This window comes from Streptomyces cacaoi (assembly GCF_006539165.1).
Taxonomy (GTDB): domain Bacteria; phylum Actinomycetota; class Actinomycetes; order Streptomycetales; family Streptomycetaceae; genus Streptomyces; species Streptomyces cacaoi.
Map to the genome: position 1 here is coordinate 88,428 of NZ_BJMM01000007.1, position 24,624 is coordinate 113,051.

Genomic DNA, 24,624 nt, shown 5'->3' on the forward strand with positions numbered 1-24,624 from the left:
GACTCCGCTCACAGCTTCCCGTCTCCCGCTCTCAACTGCACGGGCCCGTCGGGGAGTTCGTCTGCGCCCTCGCACTTATACCTGTGAGCGAGGGTCCGGGCGGTGTAGCCGGTGAGATCGGCGAGCTTCCGCATCCCCTTGTTGGCGGCCTTCACATTGGTCTCGCGCATCTTGGCCGCGCTGGATCCGACATTCATGTAGATGTGAGCCCTGGAGTTCTCTGAGCTGGGGCAGGGAATGTACAGACCGATCGTGCCGCCGTACTGCCAGGTGGCGCCGTAGGCAGGACCCAACTCCGCAACCTGCCTGTGCGACGCCTTCATTTCTTTCCGCGACTCACGTGCAGCGAGAAGTTCCTCGATCCGGAAAGAAACTCTACTGGTGTCTCCGGACAACTCGCAGACGGGAAACTCGGCCGGATACTCGGGTAATTCTCGATCAACCTTCGTCCGAAGCTTCCCCTCATCCTCTTCGAAAAACGGTTTGAAAACGCTACCGGAGAACGTACCCCTACAGACCCGTGAGGGGAGAGCCAGCTTCTCTTCCTCATCAACTGGCCACTGCCACCAGACAACCGATGCGGCAATCAGCACAACTACCGCGATGGGCAGGACGACGTACTTCCCCGGCCGACGACCGAACTTTCCCCGCACAGCCCCCATCTAATTACCACCTCGATGCGGGGCATTTTGGTCCACTTCTCCACTGACCAGGTTCCACACCCTGTTCTCGACCTGCGACAGCGGAACCCCACTCAACCCGGCATCCCGCCCCACAGACGCGGCAGCCCCACCCATCACATCACTTTCCTTCCTTTTCACTTCGGCAATGAATTTATCCCTCTCATCCAACACCTGCCGTGCAACCTCTTCGGGATTCTTTTCGTAACCGTCGAACACCTTCTCCTGCACCATATCCGCGACCTTCCCAGCGGCTTCACTACCGTAAGGAAGACGCCCTACTCCCATGTCAACAATTTCGCCGACAAATTCTCTTTTCTTTTCGAGTGCTTCGTTGTATCGCTCAGCAGCCCCCACCTTGTCCTCGGCCGCCTCGATACCATCCGCTCGCCCCTCTGCGGCCTGAGATATCACCCGCGCCCCCGGCCCCCGCATCCCCGCCGACTCCGCTCACAGCTTCCCGTCTCCCGCTCGCAACTGCACGGGCCCGTCGGGGAGTTCGTCTGCGCCCTCGCACTGGTACTTGTGAGCGAGGGTCCGGGCGGTGTAGCCGGTGAGGTGGGCGAGCTTCCGGACGGCCTTCTTGGCGCCCTTCGCATGCACATCGTCGATCTGGGCCGCGTTGAACCCGACATTCACAAAGATTTCGAGATGCGGCTTCTCTTCCGCCGGGCAGGGGATGTAGAGGCTGATCGTGCCGGAACTCCGCGAGTAAGCACCGTGAGCGGGACCCAGCTCGCCCACGTGCTTGTACTCGGCCTTCAGCTCTTCTCGTGACTCTCCGCCCTCGCTGCGCTTCTCGACACGAAAAGCCACTTTGTTGACGTCTGCACTCAACTCGCAGACCGGGTGCTCGCCAGGAGAGTCGGGGAAGTCGCGGTAGATGTGGGTACGGAGTTTCCCCGTCTCCTTCTCGAAAAGCGAATCGAGAGCCCTGCCGGAAAATGCTCCGCGGCATACCTTGGCGGGTAGGGTGAACTCTTCCTCTTCAGAGGTCGGCCACAGCCACCAGGTGACCGACGTGACGATCACAACGACAACCGCGACAGCCAAGATGATGTACTTTCCCGGCCGGATCCCGGACCCCTTCCTCACGTCATCCATTCCGGCCCCCTGTCCGGAACCGTCTTCCTGAATTTTTCCACTCGCGAAATCGACGGACATCGGATCGGTACAAGCGACCTTGGATTCCTTCATCTCTCCCCCCGGTGTGCTCAGTTGCGTCCCCCACAGGTCGAACTGACGGGTCAGTGCAGCAGCTTGGAAGTCTTGGAGGTGTCAACGGCTCTCCGCCCTTGACCCCCAGGACTGTAGTCGGTTGGTCACACACAGGGCAGGCCGTCCGGGCCTTCGGGGAGGTGAGGGGCGCAGCCGGTGACAAGCGCGGTCAAAGCGGACCGCGGAGGTTGACCGGTTGGTGGTGTGTCCTCAAGTATCGCGGCCATGTCAGGCAGAGCGACCCGTACCCGTACCCGGCGCAGCGGTATACGCAGGCTGGGGGAGAGCGCCTTCGGGGTGCTGCTCGTCGCGCGGGCCGGGCTGATGGCGTTGGTGGCTGTGGTGCTGGTCGTCGCGGGGGTGTGGGCCTCGTGGGGCAATGTCTCGACGGCGATGGCGGGGGATGTGCGCGGCACCGTGCGGATCGCGGAGTGCGGGGACGGCGAGTGTTCGGGGCCGTTCTCCGGTGCGGGCGACGGCGGTGGGGGGAAGCAGCCGGCGAAGGTGTCCGTCGCCGAGTTCGTCGCCGGGGAGCGGGGCGAGACGCTGGATGTGGCGGTGAAGCCGGGGTCGCGGCATGCGGTGCGGACGGGTCCTGCGGGGGTGTTGTACGCCTGGGTGCCGGTGGGCGGTGCGCTGCTGCTGGCCTCGCTGGTGGTGGCGGGCGGGCTGCGGATGCGGCGGACGGCGTGGGCGATGGGCCTGGGCGGAGCCTTGATCATGGGCGGGGCCTGGGCGCTGTTGAGCTTCTGATCAGCCGGGCTCGGGGCTGGACTCGGCCCCTGCCCGGACGCCTTGGCCTCGCCGCCGGTTCTGGTCATCCGGGCTGGGGCTGCCAGTCCGCCACGCAGGTGCCGGGGATCCGCAGGTCCGGCAGCGCTCCCATCCGGTCCGGGTCGAGGAGGTGGTGCGCCTCGTCCCACGGTGGGTCGGTCATCCCGCCATGGTGGCCGGTCGCCGGGGTCGGTGTCGCGGCCGTGGCCGGCCCGTCCGGGGTGTGCGCACATGCCGCGCCCGGCGGGACAACGGGTGTTCCGCCGGGCGCGGTGGGGAGCCGGTGGAGGGGTCAGCCGGTGTTGCGGAGGCCGGCGGCCACTCCGTTGACGGTGAGGAGCAGGGCGCGGCCGAGGTTCTCGTCCGGCTGGCGGCCCTCGGCGACGGTCTGGCGCTGGCGGTGCAGCAGGGAGACCTGGAGGTAGGAGATGGGGTCCAGGTAGGCGTCGCGGATCTTGAGGGTCTGCTTGAGGACGGGGTTGGCCTCCAGGAGTTCGCGCTCGCCGGTGATGCGGAGGACCTCATCGACGGTGAGGGCGTGTTCGGCCTCGATGCGGGCGAAGACGTGCTTCAGCTCGTCGGGGACGAGGGTGTCGACGTAGTGGCGGGCGATCCGCAGGTCGGTCTTGGCCAGCGTCATCTCGACGTTGGAGAGGAAGTTGCGGAAGAAGTGCCAGTGGGTGTGGGCCTCTTCGAGGACGCTGTCGAGCCCTGCCTCGCGGGCGGCCTTGAGGCCGGTGCCGACGCCGTACCAGCCGGGGACGATCTGGCGGGACTGTGTCCAGCCGAACACCCAGGGGATGGCGCGGAGTCCGTCGAGCCCGGCGCCGGTGTCGGGCCGGCGGGAGGGGCGGGAGCCGAGGTGGAGTTCGGCGAGCTGGTCGACGGGGGTGGAGGCGAAGAAGTAGGCGGGCAGGTCCTCGTCCTCGACGAGTGCGCGGTAGGCGCTGTGGGCCGCGTCGGAGACGGTGTCCATGGCGGCGTCCCAGCGGGCGAGCGCCTCGTCGGACTGGCGGGGCGCGGTGTGCAGGGCGGATGCCTGGAGGGTCGCGGAGACGGTGAGTTCCAGGTTCTCCCGGGCGAGCGAGGGCACCAGGTACTTGTCGGAGATGACCTCGCCCTGTTCGGTGACCTTGATCTCGCCTTCGAGGGTGCCCCAGGGCTGGGCGAGGATCGCGTCGTGGGTGGGGCCGCCGCCGCGCCCGACGGTGCCGCCGCGGCCGTGGAAGAGGCGCAGCCGGACGCCGTGCCGGTGGGCGACGTCGCGCAGCCGGCGCTGGGCGCGGTGGATCTCCCACTGGCTGGTGGTGATGCCGCCGAACTTGGAGGAGTCGCTGTAGCCGAGCATGACCTCCTGGAGGTCGCCGCGGAGGGCGACGAGGCGGCGGTAGGAGGGGTCGGAGAGCATCGCGTCGAGGAGGTCGTCGGCGATGCGCAGTTCGTCGGTGGTCTCCAGGAGCGGGACGATGCCGATCTTCGCCCAGCCGGCGTGCAGATCGACGAGTCCGGCCTCGCGGGCGAGGACGGCCGCGGCGAAGACGTCGTCGGCGCCCTGGCACATGGACAGGATGTAGGACTCGACGACTTCCGGGCCGAAGGTCTCCAGGGCCTTGCGGACGGTTTCGAAGACGCCGAGGGTGCGGGCTCCGGCCTCGTCGAGCGGCGCCGGGCGGGGCGCGAGGGGGCGGCGGGAGCGCAGTTCCTTGGCGAGGAGGCGCTGGCGGTAGTCGCGGGGCATGTCGGCGTAGCGCCAGGACTCCTCGCCCAGCCGGTCGAAGAGCTGCCCGAGGGCGTGGTGGTGGGCCTCGGCGTGCTCGCGGACGTCCATGGTGGCGAGCTGGAGGCCGAAGGCGGCCATGGTGCGCAGCACCCGCTCCAGCCGGCCGTCGGCGACGAGGCCGCCGCGGTGCTCGCGCAGCGAGTCCTGGATGAGGGCGAGATCGGCGAGGAGTTCGCCGGTGCCCAGGTAGTCCCGGCCGTCGGCGTGCGGGAGCTTCTCGGCGAGCCGGGTGCGGGTGTTGAGCAGCTTCTGCCGGATGCAGGTGGCCTTGAGCCGGTAGGGCTCCTCCTTGTTCAGCCGCTTGTAGCGGGGGCTGATCTCGGGGAGCCGGGCGAGGTCCTCCTCCAGCGAGGTGAGCAGGGCCTCGGTGGCGCCGCAGTTGCGGATGGAGTTGGACAGGGCGCCGCGCAGCTCGTCGATGTGGGCGAGCGCGTCGTCGATGCCGTGCTCGTGCTGGAGCAGCAGCACGTCCCAGGTGACCTCGGGTGTGACGTTGGGGTTGCCGTCCCGGTCGCCGCCGATCCAGGTGCCGAAGGTGACGGGGCGGGTGCCGGCGGGCAGCGGGGCGCCGGCGCGCTCCAGCTCGGCCGCGAGGTCCTCCAGGACGTCTCCGACGGCGCCGCGGTGCAGCTCGTCGAGGTAGTAGATGGCGTTGCGGGCCTCGTCGGCGGGTTCGGGGCGGGCGACGCGCAGCTCGTCGGTCTGCCAGACGAGGTCGATGTTCTCGGCGAGCCGCAGATCGGTGCGGCGGCGCTCGCCGGGGTCGGTCTCCTCCAGGAGTTCGGCGATGCGGCGCAGCTTGGTGAGCACGGAGCGGCGCGCGGCCTCGGTGGGGTGCGCGGTGAAGACGGGGCGGACGGACAGGTGGCGCGCGGTCTCGGCGAGGTGCTCGGGGTCGGCGTCCTTGAGCATGTCGGCGGTGCGGGCGAGGCTGCCGCCGCCGTCGGCGGTGCGGCGGGCACGCAGCTCGCGGCCGCGGTGCACCTGTTCGGTGACGTTCGCGAGGTGGAAGTAGGTGGAGAAGGCCCGCACGAGCTTGGTGGCGGTCTCCAGGTCGGTGCGGCCGAGGAGGGCGGCGGCCGCTTCGCCGTCGCTGCGGGTCAGCGCCCGGACGCGCTCGACCAGTTCGAGGAGTTCGGGGCCTTCCTGGCGGACCAGCGTCTCGCCGAGCAGATCGCCGAGGCGGCGGATGTCGGCGCGGAGCGCGGAGGTGGCGTCGGTGGTGTCCGCCGGCTCGGTGACGGTGGCTGCGGATCCTGGCCCGGCTGCCCGGTCGGTCTCCGGCTGGGGGCGGTTGCTGTCGGCACTGCTCACAGGTGCGGCTCCTTGCAGCTTCGCTTCTGGCAGGTGGCGGACCGCGCTGTCCGACGCCTCAAGGATAGGTCGCCCGTCTGCGGGTACCACCGTCCGTCCACAGGCTGAGCACGGGGTTCCGCGACGGGGCCACGCGGTACATCCCGCGGGTAGGGCACTCGCTCCGGGGGCGTGGCCACCCCTCGTCTTCCCCGGCCGATGACTGCCATACTTACGAAACCGTAGGTTACGGAACCGTAGCCACCGCCGTCCGTGAGGGACATCCATGACGACAGGCCCCGACGTGCTCGACAGTTCGCCGCAGGCAGATCCCGCAGACCCCACCGCTCCCACAGCGCCCACCGCGCCCACCGCGCCCACCGCGCCCTCAGCGTCCTCAGCGCCCGAAGCCTCCCGGGCGCGCTCGCCGCGTCCCGCCGCCGGCTCCCCGACGCCCCTCCCGTCCGCGACGCTGGGCGGTGAACAGCGGCGTTCGCTGGAGCAGATCACACTGCTGCTGTTCATCGTCGTGCCCTTCGTGGCGCTCGCCGCCGCGGTGCCGCTCGCCTGGGGCTGGGGGGTGAGCTGGCTGGATCTGGGCCTGCTGGTCTTCATGTACTTCCTGGGGTGCCACGGCATCACCATCGGCTTCCACCGGCACTTCACCCACAGCTCGTTCAAGGCCAAGCGGCCCCTGCGCGTCGCACTCGCGATCATGGGCTCGATGGCCGTCGAGGGTCCCCTGGTGCGCTGGGTCGCCGACCACCGCAAGCACCACAAGTTCTCCGACGCCGAGGGCGACCCGCACTCGCCCTGGCGCTACGGCGAGACGATCCCCGCCCTGCTGAAGGGCCTGTGGTGGGCGCACATGGCGTGGATGTTCGACGAGGAGCAGACGCCGCAGCACAAGTACGCGCCCGACCTGATCAAGGACCCGGTGCTGCGCCGCATCTCGCGCCAGTTCATCCTGTGGACGGTCGTCTCCCTCGTGATCCCCCCGCTCGTCGGCGGACTGGTCACCTGGTCCTGGCAGGGCGCGCTGACCGCCTTCTTCTGGGGTTCGCTCGTCCGTGTGGCGCTGCTCCACCACGTCACCTGGTCCATCAACTCCATCTGCCACGCGACCGGCAAGCGGCCGTTCAAGTCCCGCGACAAGTCCGGCAACGTGTGGTGGCTGGCGATCCTGTCCTGCGGCGAGTCCTGGCACAACCTGCACCACGCCGACCCCACCTGCGCCCGGCACGGCGTCGGCCGCGGCCAGCTCGACTCCAGCGCGCGCATCATCCGCTGGTTCGAGCAGGCGGGCTGGGCGTACGACGTGCGCTGGCCCAAGCAGGAGCGGCTGGACGGGCGCCGCACCACCGAAGAGGTGTCGCGGCGTGACGAGGTACGCCGGGAGCGGGCCGCACGTCAGGAGGCCGAGGCGGCCGTCGCCGCGGGGGAATCCCGCCGCGAGGAGCAGACGACCGGCGCGGCATGATGCTGTCCAGCCCGGGGCAGGACGCCCCGGGCCTCGGCCGGCCACGGCCCGCCGCGTCCGGGCGGGGCGGCCGGCAGGACAGCTCCACGACAGGGAAGGCCCCACATCCCGTGCCGACCGACGACAGCTCCACCCCCTTCGACGCCGAGAAGGCCGCCCCCGGTGGCGGGAAGGCCGGTTTCGGCGGTGAGAAGGCCGTGTTCAGCGGTGAGAAGCCCGGCCCCAAGAAACGCGCACGCCGCCGGATGACCGGCAAGGAACGCCGCGAACAGCTGCTGGACATCGGGCGCACCCTGTTCGCCGAGCGCGGCTTCGAGGGCACCTCGGTGGAGGAGATCGCGCACAAGGCCGGGGTGTCCAAGCCCGTCGTCTACGAGCACTTCGGCGGCAAGGAGGGGCTGTACGCGGTCGTCGTCGACCGGGAGATGCGGCGGCTGCTCGACATGGTCACGGGCGCGCTCACCGGCGGCCACCCCCGCGAACTCCTCGAACAGGCCGCGTTCGCGCTCCTCGACTACATCGACCACTTCACCGACGGGTTCCGCATCCTCGTACGGGACTCGCCCGTCGCCCAGTCCACCGGCACCTTCGCCTCGCTGATCTCCGACATCGCCACCCAGGTCGAGGACATCCTCGGCCGCGAGTTCAAGAACCGCGGGTTCGACGCCAAGCTGTCCCCGCTGTACGCCCAGGCGCTCGTCGGGATGGTCGCCCTCACGGGGCAGTGGTGGCTCGACGTCCGCAAACCGAAGAAGGCCGAGGTGGCCGCGCACCTCGTCAACCTCGCCTGGCACGGGCTCGACGGGCTGGAGGCCAAGCCGCGGCTGATAGGCCACCGCAAGAGCTGAACGCCGGGCACACGGCCGTGGGCCCGTGAGCCCGTGGGGCCCGCTGCCGCCGTCCTTCGACGCCTCCGGCCCGGGAGCGGCTCGAAGGAGCGGCGTCCGCCCGGCAGAGGGGCGGAACTTCGAAACACTCCCTAGGCAGCCCTGTGGAAGGAGGAGCGGCGTCGCCGGGGCGGGCGGCCGCGGCGCGCCTGCCGCGGGGCGCCGGTGCGTTCGGGGGGTTCGGTGTCCGCCGCGGTGAGGGGGACGCCCGACGGCGTCCTGGCGCCGGTGATACGGCTCAGGTCCGCCCCGTCGGAGCGCACCCGGGTCTCCCGCGCGGTGACGCCGGCCTCCGACATCAGACGGCTCATGCCGCGGCGCTGGCCGGGCAGGACGAGGGTGACGACGGTGCCGGACTCGCCGGCGCGGGCGGTGCGGCCGCCGCGGTGCAGATAGTCCTTGGGGTCCGTCGGCGGGTCGACGTTGACGACGAGATCGAGACTGTCGACGTGGATGCCGCGCGCCGCGATGTCGGTGGCGACCAGGACGTTCGTGTGACCCGACTTGAAGGCGGCGAGCGTGCGGTTCCGCTGGGACTGCGACTTCCCACCGTGCAGGGCCGCGGCGCGCACCCCGACGGCCAGCAGGTCCCTGGTCAGACGGTCCACGGCGTGCTTGGTGTCCAGGAACATGATCACCCGCCCGTCGCGTGCGGCGATCCGGGTGGTCGCCGCGTGCTTGTCGGCCCCGTGCACGTGCAGCAGGTGGTGCTCCATGGCGGTGACCGCGCCCGCCGAGGGGTCGACGGAGTGGACCACCGGGTCGGTGAGATAGCGGCGGACCAGAAGGTCGACGTTGCGGTCCAGGGTGGCGGAGAACAGCAGCCGCTGTCCGTCGGGCCGCACCTGGTCCAGCAGGTGGGTCACCTGGGGCAGAAAGCCCATGTCGGCCATCTGGTCGGCTTCGTCCAGGACCGTGACGGCCACCTGGTCCAGGCGGCAGTCACCGCGCTGGACAAGGTCCTTGAGCCGACCCGGCGTGGCGACCACCACCTCGCGCCCGGCCTGTAGTTCGCGTGCCTGGCGACCGATCGACAGGCCGCCGACCACGGTGGCCGGCCGCAGCCGCAGCGCGCGGGCGTACGGCGTGAGCGCGGCCGTCACCTGCTGCGCCAGCTCCCGGGTGGGAACCAGGACGAGCGCGAGCGGGCTTCCGGGCTCGGCGCTCCGGCCCGCGGTGCGGGCCAGCAGCGGGAGACCGAAAGCGAGGGTCTTGCCGGACCCGGTACGGCCGCGGCCCAGTACGTCCCGGCCGGCCAGCGCGTTGGGCAGCGTCGCGGCCTGGATCGGGAAGGGGACGCTCATGCCCTGGGTACGGAGCGTGGTCTTCAGACGGTCGGGCATCTCCAGACCGGCGAACGTCTCGACGGGCGGCAGCGGTGCGGTGCGGCCTGCCGGCAGAGCGAACTCCTCCGGGGCGCCCGCGGGACGATTCCGTCCGCCGGCTCGTCCGGTCCGGGACGCACGCTGCGGTCCGCCGCGGCGGCCCGACCGGTGCGGGCGGCGGCTGTCACGGCCGGGGCCCGCGCCACTGTGTGACGACGACGAGGAGGAGTGGGCGGTGGTGCGAGAAGGGGGGTTCATGCGGAACCTTCCTCGATGCGGCACGTATCGAGGAATACACCGCGGCGCCACGAGCAGCGGGCGGATTCGCAAGACCGGGCCGAAGAAAGACGAAACAACGGAAGCCGCTTGTGGCTGCCGGGTCGTCATGAGAATTGCACCGGAGCCGCCGTGGAATACGCGGCCGATCACACGGTGCGGGGATTCCCGGGAGCGGGTCTTTTTCCGCACTTCCCCGGGGACTTCGTGGGGGCGACGGCCGGGCCGCCGCGCGCGCACTCGCCGGCGAGGAGGGTCCGTCGCCGTGGGACGAGCAGGCAACAACGCGACGAGCCGGGACCCGCACGCAGGTGCGTGCCCCAGCTCGTCGTGCGCGTCGGTGTCAGGCGGGAACGATGTTCTCCGCCTGCGGGCCCTTCTGACCCTGTGTGACGTCGAAGCTCACCTTCTGGCCTTCGAGCAGCTCACGGAAGCCGGTGGCGTTGATGTTCGAGTAGTGGGCGAACACGTCAGCGCCGCCGCCGTCCTGCTCGATGAAGCCGAAGCCCTTTTCCGCGTTGAACCACTTGACGGTGCCAGTAGCCAAAATACATCTCCTTCGGGGGCGGTACCCGGTACCCGCACTGTGCGGAACCGGAGTTGCCGCGATGATCGCCCTCCGGAAAATACCGAACTGCACAAGAAATTTCCCAGGAAACCTGGAGAAGGACTTGAAGTTTTAGGGAACCACAACTGCAACTGCCGCAACCGTAACACGGGAAATTCGCCGGGCGCGATGGCTTCCTGCTGCGAACCCGCCGCGAGGGAACTTCTCATCGCGCAGCACCAGTTTTTCTGCAACGGCGGAATGAAGTTTCGCCTCCGGACGGCTCGGTCCGGTGCGGCAGGGGGCGCCGGGAACGTCAGGCGTCCGGGTTCGAGGAGGTCTCCCGGTTGCGCAGCTCCTCGTTGATGCGCCGGGCCTCTTCGAGCTGGTCTTCCAGGATGATGATGCGGCAGGCCGACTCCACCGAGGTGCCCTGGTCGACCAGTTCACGGGCCCGGCCGGCGAGCCGCAGTTGATAGCGGGAGTACCGGCGGTGCCCGCCCTCGGAACGCAGCGGCACGATCAGACGAGCCTCTCCGAGGGCGCGCAGGAAAGCGGGGGTGGTGCCGAGCATCTCGGCGGCCCGCCCCATGGTGTAGGCGGGGTAGTCGTCGTCGTCGAGATTGCTCGACGGAGTGGGGTCGTCCGCGGCCACTGGCACCTCTCGGGAGACGCGTCGAGGGGCCCTGGCACCGTCCGGCACCAGGACCCCGAGTGAGGAAGAACGCTACCCCCCGCCGACCGCCCGTCCGCACGCCGAGACGCGGGACCGAACGCCGGGGACCGCCCGCTTCCCGCCACGAACAGCGCCGTCGCACCGCTCGGGCCGGGCGCTCGACACCGCCGGCGGATCGGCGAGGAATCCGACAGGTGACGAACCCCGCGCCGCGGGACGCGTGTCGGGCGTTCCGGCTGGGCAGAGGATCAACGTCGGGGGGCGCGGGGGCGCTCCTCGCCGAGGGGGAGGGAGCACGGCATGAAGAACGGTTCGGGCACGGGGATGCGGCTGCTGCCGTGGGTGGGCCCGGAGGGCAGGCCGCGCCGTGTGGCCGTGACCCCGGAGGCGCGGGCGGCCCGGGAGCGCCGACTGGCGCAGGGGGCACTGCTGTTGGAGTCGGCGCGGGCAGCGCTGTACGAACAGGGAACACCGGCACCGCAGGTGCGCGCACTCGCGGGGCAGCTGTGCACCGCGCTGGGGGACGCGCCGCGGGCGGCGGAGAGCCGGGGGCGGCGCCCGGCGGACGGCACGGAGGACACGCGGACCGCGCCGTAGCCGGACGAACAGGTCCGAGGCGGACGCATGCGGGGTGCACAGGCCGCCGGGCCCCAGCGGTCTCAGTGTTTGACGGCGATCACGAATACGCGCCGGAACGGGAAGTACGTGACGGTGTCCGTGCCCTCTGTTGTCGGGGGGTAGGCCGTACGCAGGGCTGTGGCGTACTCGTCGAGGAAGGCGGTGCGGGACTGTGGGTCGTCGGCGAGGAGGGTGAGGACGGGGCGCAGGGCCGTGCCCTTGGTCCACTCCAGGACGGGGTCGGGTCCGGTGAGCCGGTGCAGGTACGTCGTCTCCCAGGTGTCGACGGTGCAGCCGAGCGGGGTGAGGACGGCGGCGTAGCCGGCGGGGTCGAGGACGTCGTCGGCGCGGGAGGGTGCGCCGAGGCGGTCGCGCCAGCGTGGGGAGTTGCGCAGTGCGGCGAGCAGGGTGTGGCTGGGTGCGGTGAAGTTGCCGGGGACCTGGAAGGCGAGGACGCCGCCGGAGGGCAGGTCGGCGATCCAGTCGGGGAAGGCGTGCTGGTGGCCGGGCACCCACTGGAGGGCGGCGTTGGAGAAGAGCAGGCCGAAGCGCTCGTCCCGGCCGGGGCGCCAGTCGGCGAGGTCGGCGTGGGCGAAGTCGAGGCGGCCGGCGGTGTCGGGGGCGCCGTCGCGGGCGTGTGCGCGGGCGGCGTCGAGCATGGCCGGGTCGCTGTCGTAGCCGGTGAGGTGTGCGGTGGGCCAGCGGTCGGCGAGGTGGGTGGTGGGGCCGCCCGGTCCGCAGCCGAGGTCGGCGATGCGGGGCGGTCCGTCCCTTCCCGGCGGGAGGGCTTCGGGTACGTGGGCGAGGAGATCGTGGAGGGGGCGCAGACGCGGCCCGGCATGGCGGAGATACTGCTGGGGGTCCCACATGGTCCACAGCCTGCCCCCGCTATATCTCGACGTCAAGAGACTTCATGTCGACACAACCTCTACACTGGGACGTATGGAGGACGAGGTCGACCGACTGGTGGCAGCGTGGCGCCGGGAGCGCCCTGACCTCGACGTGGAGCCCCTGGAGGTGCTCAGCCGGGTCAGCAGGCTCGCACGCCACCTGGACCGCGCACGCCGCATCGCGTTCTCCGAGCACGAGCTGGAGCCCTGGGAGTTCGATGTCCTCACGGCCCTGCGCCGGGCCGGCACCCCCTACCAGCTCTCCCCCGGCCAGCTGCTGACCCAGACGCTGGTCACCTCCGGGACGATGACCAACCGCATCGACCGGCTCGCCAAGAAGGGCCTCGTCGAGCGGCTGCCCGACCCCAGCGACCGGCGCGGCGTCCTCGTCCGCCTCACCGCCGAGGGCCGCGACCGCGGCGACAGCGCCCTGGCCGGGCTCCTCGCCCAGGAACGCGCCATCCTAGCCGAACTCTCCCCGCTCCAGCGCGGCGAACTCGCCTCGCTGCTGCGGCAGTTGACGGCGCCGTTCGACAACATCCCCACCTGATGCCCACCGGACGGCCGGCGAACGGCCCGGCCGGGCCCCGTGCCCGCGCGTTCGACTCCGCCGCGGCCCGGTACGCGGCGAGCCGCCCCTCCTATCCGGCCGCGCTCCTCGACTCCGTCGAGGAACTCCTGGGCCGTCCGCTGGCGGGCGCCCGGGTGGCCGACGTCGGGGCCGGCACCGGGATCGCCACCTTGCTGCTGGGCGAGCGGGGCGCCCGGGTGACCGCCGTCGAGCCCGGTGACGGGATGGCGGCGGAGCTGCGCCGCGCGCTCCCGCGCGTACCGCTCGTGAGGGGAGACGGCAACGCGCTTCCGCTCGCCGGGGGTTCGCATGATCTGCTCACCTACGCGCAGTCCTGGCAGTGGACCGATCCGACGCGTTCCGTCCCGGAAGCGCTCCGTGTGCTGCGTCCGGACGGCGCGCTCGCCGTCTGGTGGAACACCACCGCCTTCGACGTGCCGTGGATCCGCGCCCAGCACGAGCGCATCGCCCGCCACTGCGGCACCTCCCCGCGCCCCGCGGTGCGGCCGGACGACGGCGAGGCCGTCCGGCTCGCGGGGCTGGCCGGGCTGCGCGTCGCCCGCCGCCGGATCCGCTGGCGGCGCACCGTCGCCCTCGACACCCACCTCGCCAACCTCGGCAGCCGCTCGGCGTTCCTCGTCCTGGACCCGGCCGCGAACCGCGCGTTCCTCGACGCCGAACGCGAGCGGCTGCGCGCGGCCTTCCCCGACGGAACGGTGGAGGAGACCTACGTCGTCGATCTGCTGGTGGCGACGCGTCCCTGACGCCGGGAGCGGGGCGCTCACGCCGTCGTCCGGCCCCCGGCCGTTCCGGGGCGCAGGGCCAGGGCCGCCGCCTCGCCCCGGGTCGAGACCCCCAGCTTGTTCAGGATGTTGGCGACGTGGAACTTCACCGTCGACGGGCTGATGTGCAGCCGCTCGGCGATCTCCCGGTTGCGGCGGCCGAGGGTGAGCTGTTCGAGGACCTCCAGCTCGCGCGGATGCAGCCCCTCCAGCGGGTGCGGGCCGGCGGCCGTCGCCGCGCCGGCACGGGTCAGGGGCAGCGTGGCCGTCACGGTCGTGCCCCAGTCGGGGACGGCGTCCACCGCGAGGGAGCCGCCCAGCGCGGCCACACGCTCGGCGAGCGGCCCCGACAGCAGGCCGGCCGGGTCGATGCGCCCGGCGCCGTCGTCGCGGACGGCGGCACGCAGCCTCGCCGCGCCCGCCCCGCCCGCCATCTGCTCCGTCCACCAGCCGACATGCGTCCGGCCGGCGGGCGTCTCCTGCTCCAGCAGGGCCAGGACGGCGGCGCGCGCCACGGCCCGCGCCGTGTGCGCGACCTCGGCCGGCAGCGTGCGCTCCTCCGCCGGCGGGCGCAGCACCAGACGGGTGGCGGCGTGCCGGAAGACCGGGCGCAGCTCCCGGACGAGCTGCCGGAACGCGTCGGTGGCCCGCTCCTCGGTGTACCGCGCGTGCCAGTCCAGCTTGCCCCGCAGCCGGGACAGCGCGTCGACGGCCGCCTCGGTGGCGGCAGCGCGGGCCCGGGCGTCGTCCAGCGACGGCGAACGCAGCGCGCTCAGCACACCGTTGAGGGAGACGGTGCACACGTCGGCCAGCTCGGTCAGGGCACGGTCGCGGGCCGCGGCCGCCGCCCCGGACAGCGCGGTGTGCTCCGGGTACGCCGCGGCGACGACGCCGGCGGAGTGCACGGTCGCCAGATCCCACAGCCGCTGCACCGTCCCCAGCACGGGCTCGGCCACCGGCTCGACCGGCACCCCGCCCAGCACCAGCAGCGCCGCCGTCCCGGTGCCGCGCGGCGCCGAGGCGACCCCGAGGACACGGTGCCGCTCACCGCCGAGCACGGCCGTGCCCTGCCAGGGCGTGCCCACCCGGACGTCGACGGAGATCCGGCCCAGCTCGGCGCCGGTCACCCGGGAGGCGAGCGGCTCCGCGCCGGCCGCCCGGGCCGGTGCGTGCGGGCTGGCCTCGCTCAACTGGGCCGCGACGGTGTGCGGTACGAGGCGGCGCAGCACCCGGGAGGTGTGCTCCAGCAGATGCGCCGGAGGCGCCGCCACCAGCTGGGCCGCGGCGTCCAGCGCCTGCTCGGGGGTGGTCCGGCCGCTGTGGTTCATGGCCACACCGTACGGCCGGCGCGTGCACCGGGTACCGGCCCCGCCACCCGGCCGGACGGGCGGGTGCGACCGTCCGGAAGGGCGGGGCGGCACCGGCGCCCGCGGGGCGAGGGTGAGTGCACGAAGACCGCACCACGGGAAGGAACCACCCGCCATGCACGCCATCGCGTACGACCGCCACGGCCCGGCCGAGGTCCTGGCCCCGACGACGCTCCCGCTGCCCGAGCCGGGGCCCGGCCAGGTACGGATCGCCGTACGGACGACGGGCGTCAACCCGCTCGACCACAAGCTCCGGCGGGGCGGGCTCGCCGAGTTCTTCCCGGTGACGCTGCCGCACGTGCCCGGTAACGAGGCGGCCGGTGTGGTGGACGCGGTCGGGCCCGGTGTCACGGAACTGTCCGTGGGTGACGAGGTGCTGGGCCGCACCGAGACGGGCAGCTGCGCCGAGTACGCGCTGGCCCGGCCCGGCTGTGTGGTGCGCCGCCCGGTGACCCTCGGCTGGGCGGAGGCCGCCGCCCTGCCGGTCGCGGCGGAGACCGCGGTGCGCTGCCTGGACCACCTGGGGCTGCGGGAGGGCGAGACGCTGCTGCTGCACGCGGCGGCGGGCGGTGTCGGCACGGCCGCCGTCCAGCTCGCCGTCGCCCGCGGCGTGCGCGTCATCGGCACGGCGAGCGAGCACAACCACGCGTTTCTGCGGGAGTTGGGGGCCGAGCCCGTCGCGTACGGGGACGGGCTCGTCGAACGGGTACGTGCCCTCGCATCCGACGGGGTGGACGCGGCGCTGGACGGCGCACAGCAGCAGGGCTCGACGGTGGCGTCCCGCGCACTGACGGGCGGCACCGAGCGGGTCGTCGCCATCGCCGACGCCGCCGACGCGGCCCGGCACGGCGTCGCCTTCTCCGGCGGCACCGACGTCACGGACCTGCGCCCCGCCTTCGCCGAGGCGCTCGCCCTGCACGCGGCCGGCACCCTGCGGCTGCCCGTGCACCGCATCCGCCCGCTGGCGGAGACCCGGCACGCCCACGAGGAGAGCGAGCGCGGTCATGTCCGGGGCAAGATCGTGCTCGTGGTGCGTTAGTGCGGGGCCGGGGCCCCGCGGGGGCGAGCAGGGGCACGCGGGCAGCGCGGGCGGCGCGAGTGGTGGTGGGCTGCGGGGTCGCCGTCCGGGGACGGGCGGGGCGGCGGGGTCGCCGGGACGGGACCGAGAACGCGGGGACGCGGAGAGGCGAAGACGCCGCGGCGCGGAGACACGAAGGCCCGGCCCCAACGGCCCTGTGTACGCGGGGAATCGATGCTGCGGGTCGCGGGATCGCCGTCCCGGACGGGCGGGGCGGCGGAGCGGCGGGGTGGAACCGAGGACACCGGGGCGCGGAGAGGTGAGGACGTCGGGGCGCCGGGGCGCCGGGGTGCCGGGGCGCGAAGACTCGGCCCCAACGGCCCTGTGTCCGCAGGGAATCCGGACGCGGGGGACGCGAGGAGCGGAGACGCCGGGGCACCGGGACATGGAGACGCGGGGGGCGCAAGGGCGCGGGCCGAGACACGAGGAACGCGGAGACGCGGGAGACACGGAAGACGCGGGAGACACGGGAGACACGGGAGACGTGGGAGACGCGGTTCCAACAGCCGTTCACCCGAGGAGGGATCGGGTGCCCCCGGGGGAAGCGAGGCCGCGGAAACGCGGGAGAGGCCGGGGCGCGGAGACGCCGGGACGCGGAGACGCGGGGGCGCGGGGGCGCAAGGACGCCGAGCGGCGGGAGACACCGAGAGACGGGGGACGCGGAGACACGGAAACGCGGAAACGCGGAGACACGGAAACGCGGGCGACGCCGAGACGGGGAAGGCATCGAGGCTCCGGGGGGGCGCGGGGACGTGAAGACGCATCCCCAACAACCCCGTCACAGACGGGAATCGGGGACCGGGCCCGTGCGGCCGTACCCTCGTCGAGCTGCTGTCGTGCGCCCCCGAGGCGGTCTGGCAGGGCCCGGCGGGGCGCCGTAGCATCGCGCGCATGGCCATGGGGACGCGGTTCGCAGGTCGCACGGTCGTCATCACCGGCGGCGGCTCGGGTATCGGCGCCGCGACCGCGCACCGGCTCACCGACGAGGGCGCGGCCGTCGTCCTGCTCGACTGCGACGAGGCGGCCGGGCACCGGACGGCACGGGAGATCACCGCGGCCGGTGGCCGGGCCGCCTTCGTCCGGGGCGATGTGACGGACGAACCGGCCTGGCGGCGCGCCGTGGAGACCGCCAGGGCCGGGTTCGGGCCGGTGGACGGCCTGGTCAGCAACGCCGCCACGGTGCGCCCCGGCGCGGCCGGCACGGTCGCGCTGGCCGACTGGGAGGCGCAGCTCGGCGTCAACCTCACCGGCGCCTTCCTCGGGGTGCGCGCCTGCCTCGACGATCTGCGCGAGCGGCACGGCGCGATCGTGCTGACGTCCTCGGTGCAGGCGTACTCGGGGCTGCCGGGCCGGCCCGGCTACGCGGCGAGCAAGGCCGGGCTGACCGGCCTCGGGCGTCAGCTCGCGGTCGAGTACGGGCCGCAGGTGCGGGTCAACTGCGTGCTGCCGGGCCCGGTGATGACCCGTGCGTGGGACGGCGTCCCCGACGAGGAGCGCAGACGCGCCGCCGGGCAGACGGTCGCGGGGCGGCACGGCAGGCCGGACGAGGTCGCCGCCGCCATCGCGTTCCTGCTCTCCGACGACGCCTCGTACATGACCGGTTCGGACCTTGTCGTCGACGGTGGCTGGAGCGTACGCACGCTCTCGTCCTGACCTCGCCGGCGAGGAAGCCGGCGGACGGGCGCACCGGTGCCCCGGTGCGCCTCGGCAATGTGCGGTGCGGCTGACCGGGAGGCGGCTGGTGATGCACTACGGCGGGGACTGGAACCCCGAGCAGTGGCCCGAGAAGACCTGGGGCGAGGACGTCCGGCTGATGACGGAGGCCGGGATCACACTGGTGCGGACCGGGACGCACGGCTGGGCACGGACCGAACCCGCGCCGGGCGCCTGGGACTTCGGCTGGCTGGACCGGGCGCTGGACCTGCTGGCCGACGCGGGCGTCGACGTCGTGCTGAGCACCATGACGGGCGGGCCGCCGCCCTGGCTGCTGCGCCGGCATCCCGAGGCGGCGCCGGACGGTACGGCCTGCCCGTCGGGGCCGGTGCGGCACACCTACGCCACCCGGCTCGTGGAGCAGCTGGCCCGCCGGTACGGCGACCATCCGGCGGTGGCCCTGTGGCACATCGGCGACGTGTACGGCAGCGGGCACGGGTGTGCGCGCCCGTGCGGCTGCGAGGCGTGCGAGGAGGCGTTCCGGGAGTGGCTGCGGGCCCGGTACGGCAGTCTGGACGCGCTCAACTCGGCCTGGACGACGGCCGTCAGGTCGCAGACGTACGGGGCGTGGGAGGAGGTGCGGCTCCCCGGGCACGCCGGGTCCGCCGGGGAGTGCGCCCCGGACCCGGCCCGGCTGCTGGACCGGCGCCGCTTCACCCACGACGCGCTGCTGGGCTGCTTCCTGGCCGAGCGGGAGGTGCTGCGCGCGCTGACCCCCGAAGTGCCGGTGACCACGGGCTTCCTGCCGCTGGACGGGTCCGTCGACCAGTTCGGCTGGGCCCGGCACCAGGACGTCGTCGCGCTCGGGCCGGCCGCCGGGAGCGGGGAGGCGGCGGGTACGGGCGGCCCGCTCGCCGCCGCGGCGGCGTTCGACGCGGCGCGCGGCGCGGGCGGCGGCCAGCCGTGGATGCTGCTGGACCACGGCCCGGCGGAGGGCCCGTGGCCGCCGGGCGCGCTGCGGCTGCGGGCGTGGCAGGCCGTGGCGCAGGGCGCGGACGCGGTGCTGCCGGCGCCGTGGCGGCAGCCGCGGGGCGGTGCCGGACGGTTCCGGGCGGCGCTCGTCCCGCACGCGGGCACGGCGTCCCGGATGTTCACCGAGGCGCGTGCGCTCGGGCACGAACTGGCCGCCGCACCGGCGGAGTTGGAGGGGTCCCGGGTGAGCGCGGTACGGGCCGCGCTGGTGCTGGACTGGCCGAGCCGGTGGGCGCTCGAACAGTCGCCCGCCGCCGGTCTGGACGCCCCCGGACTCCTGCTGCGCTACCACGCGCCGCTGCTGCGCTCCCATGTCGCCTGCGACGTCGTCCCGCCCGGCCGCGATCTGACCGGGCCCGGCTACCGGCTGGTCGTCGTCCCCCATCTGCATCTGCTCAGCGTCCTGGACGCGCGCCGGCTGGCGGGATACGTGCGCGGGGGCGGGCATCTGCTGGTGGGCTGCTGCTCCGGGATCGTCGACGAGAGCGCCCGGCTGCACGGCAACGGCTGGGCCGCGCCGCTGCGGGAACTGCTCGGGGTGACGGTGGAGGAGCCGTGGCCGCTGGCCGAGGGCGTCACCGTGCCCGTGGAGGGCGGCCCGGCGGGCTCCGGGCACGGCAGCGCCTGGGCGGAGGTGCTCACCCTGGACGGCGCGGAGGCCGTCGCCCGGTTCACCGGCGGCCCCGCGGCCGGCGGCCCCGCCGTGACCCGGCACTCCTACGGCGACGGGGTGGCCTGGTACGTCGCCACCCGGCTGGACGCCGGGGCGCTGGAGCGGCTGCTCGGCGCCGCCTGCGCACGGGCCGGCGCCGAGCCGGTGCTGCCCGGGCTGCCCCGCGAGGTGCAGGCAGCGGAGCGCCGGGCGGCCGACGGGGCCCGGTTCGTGCTGCTGCTCAACCACGGGGCGCGGCAGGCACGTTGCCGGCTGCCGCAGCCCATGCGGGATGTGCTGACCCCCGGCCGGGACGCCGACGCGCCCGTCTACCAGGTGACGCTGCCGCCCGGCGGTGTGGCCGTGCTCTCCGCGGCCCCGCCCGGGGCGTGATCCGGGACGATCCGGGACGGTCCCGGCGGTCCCACCGGCGCCAACGACGCCACCGGCCCCGGCGGCGCGGGCCTCAGCGGGCCGCGGCCGGCTCCAGTTCGGCGGGGCCGACCCCCGCCTTGCGGGCCAGGGCGACCGCGGCGAGCGTCGAGTGCACACCCAGCTTGCCGAGGACGTTCTGCATATGGGTGCGGACCGTGTGCGGCGAGAGGTACAGCCGCTCGGCGACGGCCTTGCGGCCCAGCCCGGCGACCATGCAGCGCAGCACCTCCCGCTCGCGCGGCGTGAGCGATTCCACCAGCCGCTCGCTCTCGGTGCGGTGCTTCCGTGTGGCCGTCAACTCCTTGAGGACGCCGGTGAGCAGCGCCGGGGACAGATGCGTCTCGTTGCGCAGCACCCCGCGGATCACCTGGAGGAGCCGGGAGAGCGAGCTGTCCTTGGCGACCCAGCCGCCCGCCCCGGCCTGGAGGGCCGCGGCCGCGTGCCGGGCGTCGTCCCGCTCGGCCAGCACGACGGAGCGCACATTGGGGTGTTCGGAGCGCACCCGCGCCACGAGGGGAACGCCGCGCGCGGGATCCAGCGCGGCGGGCGGGCCGTCGACGAAGCCCGGGCCGGGGACGGCCGCCGGGCCGTCGCCGTTGCCGTTGCCGCGGGGCGCGGGAAGGGCGGCGGAGAGGGCCTGTGCCGCACCCGGTGGCGGGGGCAGCGGTGCGCCCAGGTCGGCGTCGACGAGGAGGACGTCGAAGCGCCGTCCGTCGGCGGCGCCGCGCTCCAGATGGCGCAGTGCGGCCGTCGCGCTGCCGGCCGCGGCCACGTCGACGTCCTGTTCGGCCGCCAGTGCCGCGGCGAGCGACTCGGCGAAGATGCGGTGGTCGTCGACCACCAGCACGCGGATTCGTTGCATGGCACCCCCTGGCAGTGCGGGCACGGCGCCCGGTACGAGCGGGGTGCAGTCGCACGGCCGCCGCCGTGCACGCTGCCTACCCCGCCCCCGGGCGTCGTACCCGGCTGTCTCGCCCCCTGACCAACACCGGCCCCCACCGGTGCTGTTGCTTCAGGGTCAGCGTAGGGACGGGGTGTGTCAACGGAGGGAGGAGGAGAAAAAGACGCCCGGGCGCACGCACGAGTGCGGTGCACCCCCGGGCACGCCCGGGGGCAGTCGGCTCACAGCGCCCGCGCGCCCGCGCTGGGAACAGCCTCGAACACATGCGGCTCCAGCCGTCCGGCGTCCGCGAACGCCGAGGTCACGGCCTCGGACACCTTCTGCGCCAGCGTCTCCTCCAGCAGCACGACCGCCGAGCCGCCGAAGCCGCCGCCGGTCATCCGCGCCCCGAGCGCGCCGGCGGCGAGCGCCGTGTCGACGACCAGATCCAGCTCCTCGCACGAGACGCGGAAGTCGTCGCGCAGCGAGGCGTGGCCCGCGGTGAGGATCTCGCCGACGGCCCGGGTGTCGCCGGCGTCCAGCAGCGCGATGGTCCGCTCGACCCGGCGGTTCTCGGTCACGACGTGGCGCACACAGCGGCGCACGTCCTCCGGTTCGCCCGCCAGCCGGCCGAGCGCCGCCGGCAGCTCCTCGTAGGGCACGTCGCGCAGCGCCGGGATGCCCAGCGCGCGGGCGCCGGCCTCGCAGGCGCGGCGCCGCCCCGCGTAGGCGCCGTCGGCCAGCGTGTGCTTGACGCGGGTGTCGACGACGAGCAGCAGCAGGCCCTCCGACCGCAGGTCGAACGGCACCTGGCGCTGCGTCAGATCGCGGGTGTCCAGGTGCAGTACATGGCCCTCGGTGCAACAGGCGGAGGCCATCTGGTCCATGATTCCGCTGGGCATGCCCACGAACTCGTTCTCGGCGCGCTGGCACAGCCGGGCGAGCCGCTCCGGTGCGAGCTCCAGCCCGTACAGCGAGGACAGCGCCAGGCCCGTGGCCACCTCCAGCGCGGCCGAGGAGGACAGGCCGGCGCCGGTCGGCACCGTGCTGGTGATGTGCACATCGGCACCGCCCACCGGGAGTCCGGCCTCGCGCAGCGCCCACATCACACCGGACGGGTAGGCGGCCCAGCCGCCGCCCGCGCCGGGCTCGACGGCGTCCAGCGCCAACTGGAAGGCGCCGCCCGGCACATCGCCGGAGTGCAGCCGCAGCACCCCGTCGTCCCGGCGGGCCGCCGCCGCGTGCACGGTGTGCGGCAGGGCGAGCGGCATCACGAAGCCGTCGTTGTAGTCGGTGTGTTCGCCGATGAGGTTCACCCGGCCCGGCGCCGCCCACACCCCTTCCGGCTCGGCGCCGTACACCTCGCGGAAGCCCCGCCGTGCGTCCTGGCTCATGCGGACTCCTCGGCGACGCGCTGCGCGAAGCGCCAGGCGTCCTCGACGATGGCGGCCAGATCGGCGCGCTCGGGGCGCCAGCCCAGTTCGCCGCGTGCCCGGTCGGCCGAGGCGACCAGCACGGCCGGGTCGCCGCTGCGGCGCGGGGCGACGGTCTCGGGCACCGGGTGCCCGGTGACCTCGCGGACGGTCTCGATGACCTCGCGCACCGAGAAGCCGTTGCCGTTGCCCAGGTTGCAGATCAGGTGCTCCCCCGGCATCGCCTGCTCCAGCGCGAGCAGATGGGCGCGGGCGAGGTCCGCGACGTGGATGTAGTCGCGCACGCAGGTGCCGTCCGGGGTCGGGTAGTCGTCGCCGAAGACGGACACCGACTCCCGGCGGCCCTGTGCGACCTGGAGGACGAGCGGGATCAGATGGGTCTCGGGGTCGTGCCGCTCCCCGTAGGCCGCGCCGTCGTCGGTGAAGTGCGCGCCGGCCACGTTGAAGTAGCGCAGCGAGGCGGCGGCCAGCCCGTGCGCCGCGCACTCGCCGCCGATCATGTGGTCGACGGCGAGCTTCGAGGAGCCGTAGGGGCTGGTGGGCGCCGTGGGGTCGGTCTCCGTGATGGGGGTGCGCTCCGGCTCGCCGTAGACGGCCGCCGTGGAGGAGAACACCAGGGTGCGCACCTGGGCGGCGCGCATCGCGGCCAGCAGATCGAGGGTGCCGGCGACGTTGTTGCGCCAGTACTTCTCCGGGTCCTCGACGGACTCGCCGACGCGGGAGTGCGCGGCGAAGTGGAGCACGCCGTCGTAGGACGGGTCCAGCACGTCCGCCGCTTCCTGGATGCGGCCCCGGACGAACGCGGCGCCCGCGGGCACGCCCCGCTCGAAGCCGGTGTCGAGGTCGTCGAGCACGGTGACCGTGTGCCCGGCCGCCAGCAGATGTGCCGCGACGACGCTTCCGACGTAACCGGCCCCGCCGGTCACCAGGTACTTGCTCATTGCGTGTCCCTTTGCGCTCGCTTGCCCGGCCGTCCCCGTGTCACGAGGCGACCTCCCGCAGTCTGCGGGCCGCCTGCTCCGGCGGCACGTCGTTGATGAACACATTCATGCCGGACTCGGAACCCGCGAGGAACTTCAGCTTGCCGGGAGCCCGTCGGATGGTGAAGAGCTCCAGATGCAGCGCGAACTCCTCGCGCAGCGCGGTCCGGCCGGCGCGGCCCCGCCCCTTGGGGAAGGGCGCCTGGTGCCAGGCGGCGATGTAGGGGGTGCGCGGTTCTTCCGTGCCGAAGAGCCGGTCGAAGCGGCGCAGCAACTCCAGGTAGATGCCGGGGAATTCGGCGCGGGCCGGCTCGTCGAGCGCGAGCAGGTCCGGGACCCGGGGCTTGGGGTAGAGGTGCACCTCGTAGGGCCAGTGCGCGGCGTAGGGCACGAAGGCCGTCCAGTGCTCGCCGTCGATGACCACCCGTTCGCCGTCGGCGAGTTCCCGGGCGACGAGGTCGTCGAAGAGGTTGTCGCCGCCGGGCTGCCCCGAGATCCCGGCGTGGTCGGCCACGGAGCGCAGCATCCGTGCGGTGCGCGGCGTGGTGAACGGATAGCCGTAGATCTGGCCGTGCGGGTGCGGGAGGGTCACGCCGATCTCCTCGCCCCGGTTCTCGAAGACGTAGACCTGCTCGACGCCGGGGTGGCGGGCGAGTTCGGCGGTGCGGTCCGTCCACACGTCCAGGACGAGACGGGCCTGTTCCTCGCTCAGGTCGGCGAAGGAGGCGTTGTGGTCGGCGGTGAAGGCGACCACCTCGCAGCGCCCGGCGCCGGGCCGGTTGCGGAACAGTCCCGGCTCGCCGGGGGCGGCGTCGGCGGCGTTCTCCAGGCCCGGCTCGCCGGCGAAGGAGGGGAAGCGGTTCTCGAACACCGCGACGTCGTAACCGGGTTCGGGGATCTCGCTCATCCGCCCCTCACGGGAGGGGCACAGCGGGCACTCGTCGGCCGGCGGGTGGTAGGTGCGCACGTTGCGGTGCGCGGTGACGCCGACCCAGTCGTCCAGCAGCGGATCGTGGCGGATCTCGGAGTGTGCCTGGGCCGGGGGCAGCGGGCGGTGATCGACGGCCTCGCGGGTCACGTCGTCACGCAGGTCGTAGTAGATGATCTCGCGGCCATCGGCGAGACGGTGTGAGGTCTTCTTCACCGGGCGAGCTCCTCGTTCCTTGACCTGAACATAATCACACACAAGGAACCATGAGCCAACAGCAAGATCAACGGGCCGAGTTCCCGGCGTCCCACGCTACAAAAGCCGCATACCACCCAAGGCGTCCGGCTCACTCACCGTCCCCCATCCGTTTTCATCACAATCAAACAAAC

22 protein-coding genes are annotated in these 24,624 nt (G+C 73.1%); 9 read left to right on the forward strand and 13 right to left on the reverse strand.

Translation table 11 applies throughout. The features are described from left to right. Positions 1-8 precede the first annotated feature (8 nt). From SCA03_RS09500 to SCA03_RS09510, 3 genes are read right to left on the reverse strand one after another with little or no spacing between them, the layout of a single operon-like run. Entirely contained in the window at positions 9-662 is a 654-nt protein-coding gene (locus tag SCA03_RS09500; RefSeq protein ID WP_141275304.1) for a hypothetical protein, read from the reverse strand. Beyond that, positions 663-1,094 carry a hypothetical protein gene (locus SCA03_RS09505; protein ID WP_141275305.1) on the reverse strand — a complete coding sequence of 144 codons (432 nt, stop codon included), beginning with the start codon at positions 1,092-1,094 and terminating at the stop codon, positions 663-665. A gap of 36 nt (positions 1,095-1,130) precedes the next feature. Further along, entirely contained in the window at positions 1,131-1,877 is a 747-nt protein-coding gene (locus SCA03_RS09510) for a hypothetical protein (protein ID WP_141275306.1), read from the reverse strand. 246 nt (positions 1,878-2,123) lie between these two features. On the opposite strand from SCA03_RS09510, the gene SCA03_RS09515 reads away from it, so the two are divergent. After that, the gene (locus tag SCA03_RS09515) at positions 2,124-2,651 is read left to right on the forward strand and encodes a hypothetical protein (RefSeq protein ID WP_030877420.1); all 528 of its coding nucleotides are present in this window, start codon (positions 2,124-2,126) and stop codon (positions 2,649-2,651) included. Positions 2,652-2,964: 313 nt separating this feature from the next. Here SCA03_RS09515 and ppc read toward each other — a convergent pair whose 3' ends face one another. Then, on the reverse strand, positions 2,965-5,766 hold the full coding sequence (ppc, locus tag SCA03_RS09520; protein WP_030891479.1) for a phosphoenolpyruvate carboxylase: 2,802 nt from the start codon (positions 5,764-5,766) through the stop codon (positions 2,965-2,967). A gap of 265 nt (positions 5,767-6,031) precedes the next feature. Here ppc and SCA03_RS09525 point away from each other — a divergent pair, with 265 nt between their 5' ends. Then, a complete protein-coding gene (locus tag SCA03_RS09525) occupies positions 6,032-7,225 on the forward strand; it encodes an acyl-CoA desaturase (protein WP_086817751.1) in 1,194 nt (397 codons plus the stop codon). A gap of 197 nt (positions 7,226-7,422) precedes the next feature. Continuing rightward, positions 7,423-8,073, forward strand: coding sequence for a TetR/AcrR family transcriptional regulator (locus SCA03_RS09530; RefSeq protein WP_086817757.1), 651 nt, complete (start codon positions 7,423-7,425; stop codon positions 8,071-8,073). Between the two features lie 131 nt (positions 8,074-8,204). On the opposite strand, the gene SCA03_RS09535 is transcribed toward SCA03_RS09530, so the two are convergent. From SCA03_RS09535 to SCA03_RS09545, 3 genes are all read right to left on the reverse strand, one after another. After that, a complete protein-coding gene (locus SCA03_RS09535) occupies positions 8,205-9,695 on the reverse strand; it encodes a DEAD/DEAH box helicase (RefSeq protein ID WP_086817752.1) in 1,491 nt (496 codons plus the stop codon). 361 nt (positions 9,696-10,056) lie between these two features. Next, positions 10,057-10,260 carry a cold-shock protein gene (locus SCA03_RS09540; protein ID WP_030877404.1) on the reverse strand — a complete coding sequence of 68 codons (204 nt, stop codon included), beginning with the start codon at positions 10,258-10,260 and terminating at the stop codon, positions 10,057-10,059. A gap of 316 nt (positions 10,261-10,576) precedes the next feature. Continuing rightward, positions 10,577-10,915 carry a MerR family transcriptional regulator gene (locus SCA03_RS09545; RefSeq protein ID WP_170297973.1) on the reverse strand — a complete coding sequence of 113 codons (339 nt, stop codon included), beginning with the start codon at positions 10,913-10,915 and terminating at the stop codon, positions 10,577-10,579. A gap of 321 nt (positions 10,916-11,236) precedes the next feature. Between SCA03_RS09545 and SCA03_RS09550 the strand changes: the two genes are divergently transcribed. Continuing rightward, the gene (locus tag SCA03_RS09550; protein ID WP_030891469.1) at positions 11,237-11,533 is read left to right on the forward strand and encodes a hypothetical protein; all 297 of its coding nucleotides are present in this window, start codon (positions 11,237-11,239) and stop codon (positions 11,531-11,533) included. 62 nt (positions 11,534-11,595) lie between these two features. Here SCA03_RS09550 and SCA03_RS09555 read toward each other — a convergent pair whose 3' ends face one another. Then, positions 11,596-12,423, reverse strand: coding sequence for a methyltransferase domain-containing protein (locus tag SCA03_RS09555; RefSeq protein ID WP_030877393.1), 828 nt, complete (start codon positions 12,421-12,423; stop codon positions 11,596-11,598). Between the two features lie 73 nt (positions 12,424-12,496). Here SCA03_RS09555 and SCA03_RS09560 point away from each other — a divergent pair, with 73 nt between their 5' ends. Both SCA03_RS09560 and SCA03_RS09565 read left to right on the forward strand, forming a co-directional pair. Then, complete coding sequence (locus SCA03_RS09560) at positions 12,497-12,994, forward strand: MarR family winged helix-turn-helix transcriptional regulator (RefSeq protein WP_030877388.1); 498 nt, start codon at positions 12,497-12,499, stop codon at positions 12,992-12,994. Next, on the forward strand, positions 12,994-13,779 hold the full coding sequence (locus SCA03_RS09565) for a class I SAM-dependent methyltransferase (protein WP_086817753.1): 786 nt from the start codon (positions 12,994-12,996) through the stop codon (positions 13,777-13,779). Before SCA03_RS09560 ends, SCA03_RS09565 begins: the two co-directional genes overlap by 1 nt. 17 nt (positions 13,780-13,796) lie before the next feature. Here the strand turns inward: SCA03_RS09565 and SCA03_RS36950 are convergent, their stop codons facing one another. Further along, entirely contained in the window at positions 13,797-15,125 is a 1,329-nt protein-coding gene (locus SCA03_RS36950) for a LuxR C-terminal-related transcriptional regulator (protein ID WP_086817754.1), read from the reverse strand. Positions 15,126-15,279: 154 nt separating this feature from the next. Between SCA03_RS36950 and SCA03_RS09575 the strand changes: the two genes are divergently transcribed. From SCA03_RS09575 to SCA03_RS09585, 3 genes are all read left to right on the forward strand, one after another. Beyond that, entirely contained in the window at positions 15,280-16,203 is a 924-nt protein-coding gene (locus tag SCA03_RS09575; protein WP_086817755.1) for an NADP-dependent oxidoreductase, read from the forward strand. A gap of 936 nt (positions 16,204-17,139) precedes the next feature. Next, positions 17,140-17,895: an SDR family NAD(P)-dependent oxidoreductase gene (locus SCA03_RS09580; RefSeq protein WP_037851108.1), complete on the forward strand. Its 756-nt coding sequence runs from the start codon at positions 17,140-17,142 to the stop codon at positions 17,893-17,895. A 91-nt stretch (positions 17,896-17,986) separates the two neighbouring features. Further along, a complete protein-coding gene (locus tag SCA03_RS09585) occupies positions 17,987-19,972 on the forward strand; it encodes a beta-galactosidase (RefSeq protein WP_086814782.1) in 1,986 nt (661 codons plus the stop codon). Between the two features lie 73 nt (positions 19,973-20,045). On the opposite strand, the gene SCA03_RS09590 is transcribed toward SCA03_RS09585, so the two are convergent. The 4 genes from SCA03_RS09590 to galT all read right to left on the reverse strand — a co-directional run bounded on the left by SCA03_RS09590 (position 20,046) and on the right by galT (position 24,451). Beyond that, positions 20,046-20,876 carry a helix-turn-helix transcriptional regulator gene (locus SCA03_RS09590; RefSeq protein WP_030877377.1) on the reverse strand — a complete coding sequence of 277 codons (831 nt, stop codon included), beginning with the start codon at positions 20,874-20,876 and terminating at the stop codon, positions 20,046-20,048. A 260-nt stretch (positions 20,877-21,136) separates the two neighbouring features. Continuing rightward, positions 21,137-22,288, reverse strand: coding sequence for a galactokinase (gene galK, locus SCA03_RS09595; protein WP_030877372.1), 1,152 nt, complete (start codon positions 22,286-22,288; stop codon positions 21,137-21,139). Next, positions 22,285-23,268 (reverse strand): UDP-glucose 4-epimerase GalE, encoded by a 984-nt coding sequence (gene galE, locus SCA03_RS09600; protein ID WP_086814780.1) that lies wholly within the window; start codon positions 23,266-23,268, stop codon positions 22,285-22,287. Before galE ends, galK begins: the two co-directional genes overlap by 4 nt. A 40-nt stretch (positions 23,269-23,308) precedes the next feature. Next, on the reverse strand, positions 23,309-24,451 hold the full coding sequence (galT, locus tag SCA03_RS09605) for a galactose-1-phosphate uridylyltransferase (protein WP_086814779.1): 1,143 nt from the start codon (positions 24,449-24,451) through the stop codon (positions 23,309-23,311). Positions 24,452-24,624: the final 173 nt, after the last annotated feature.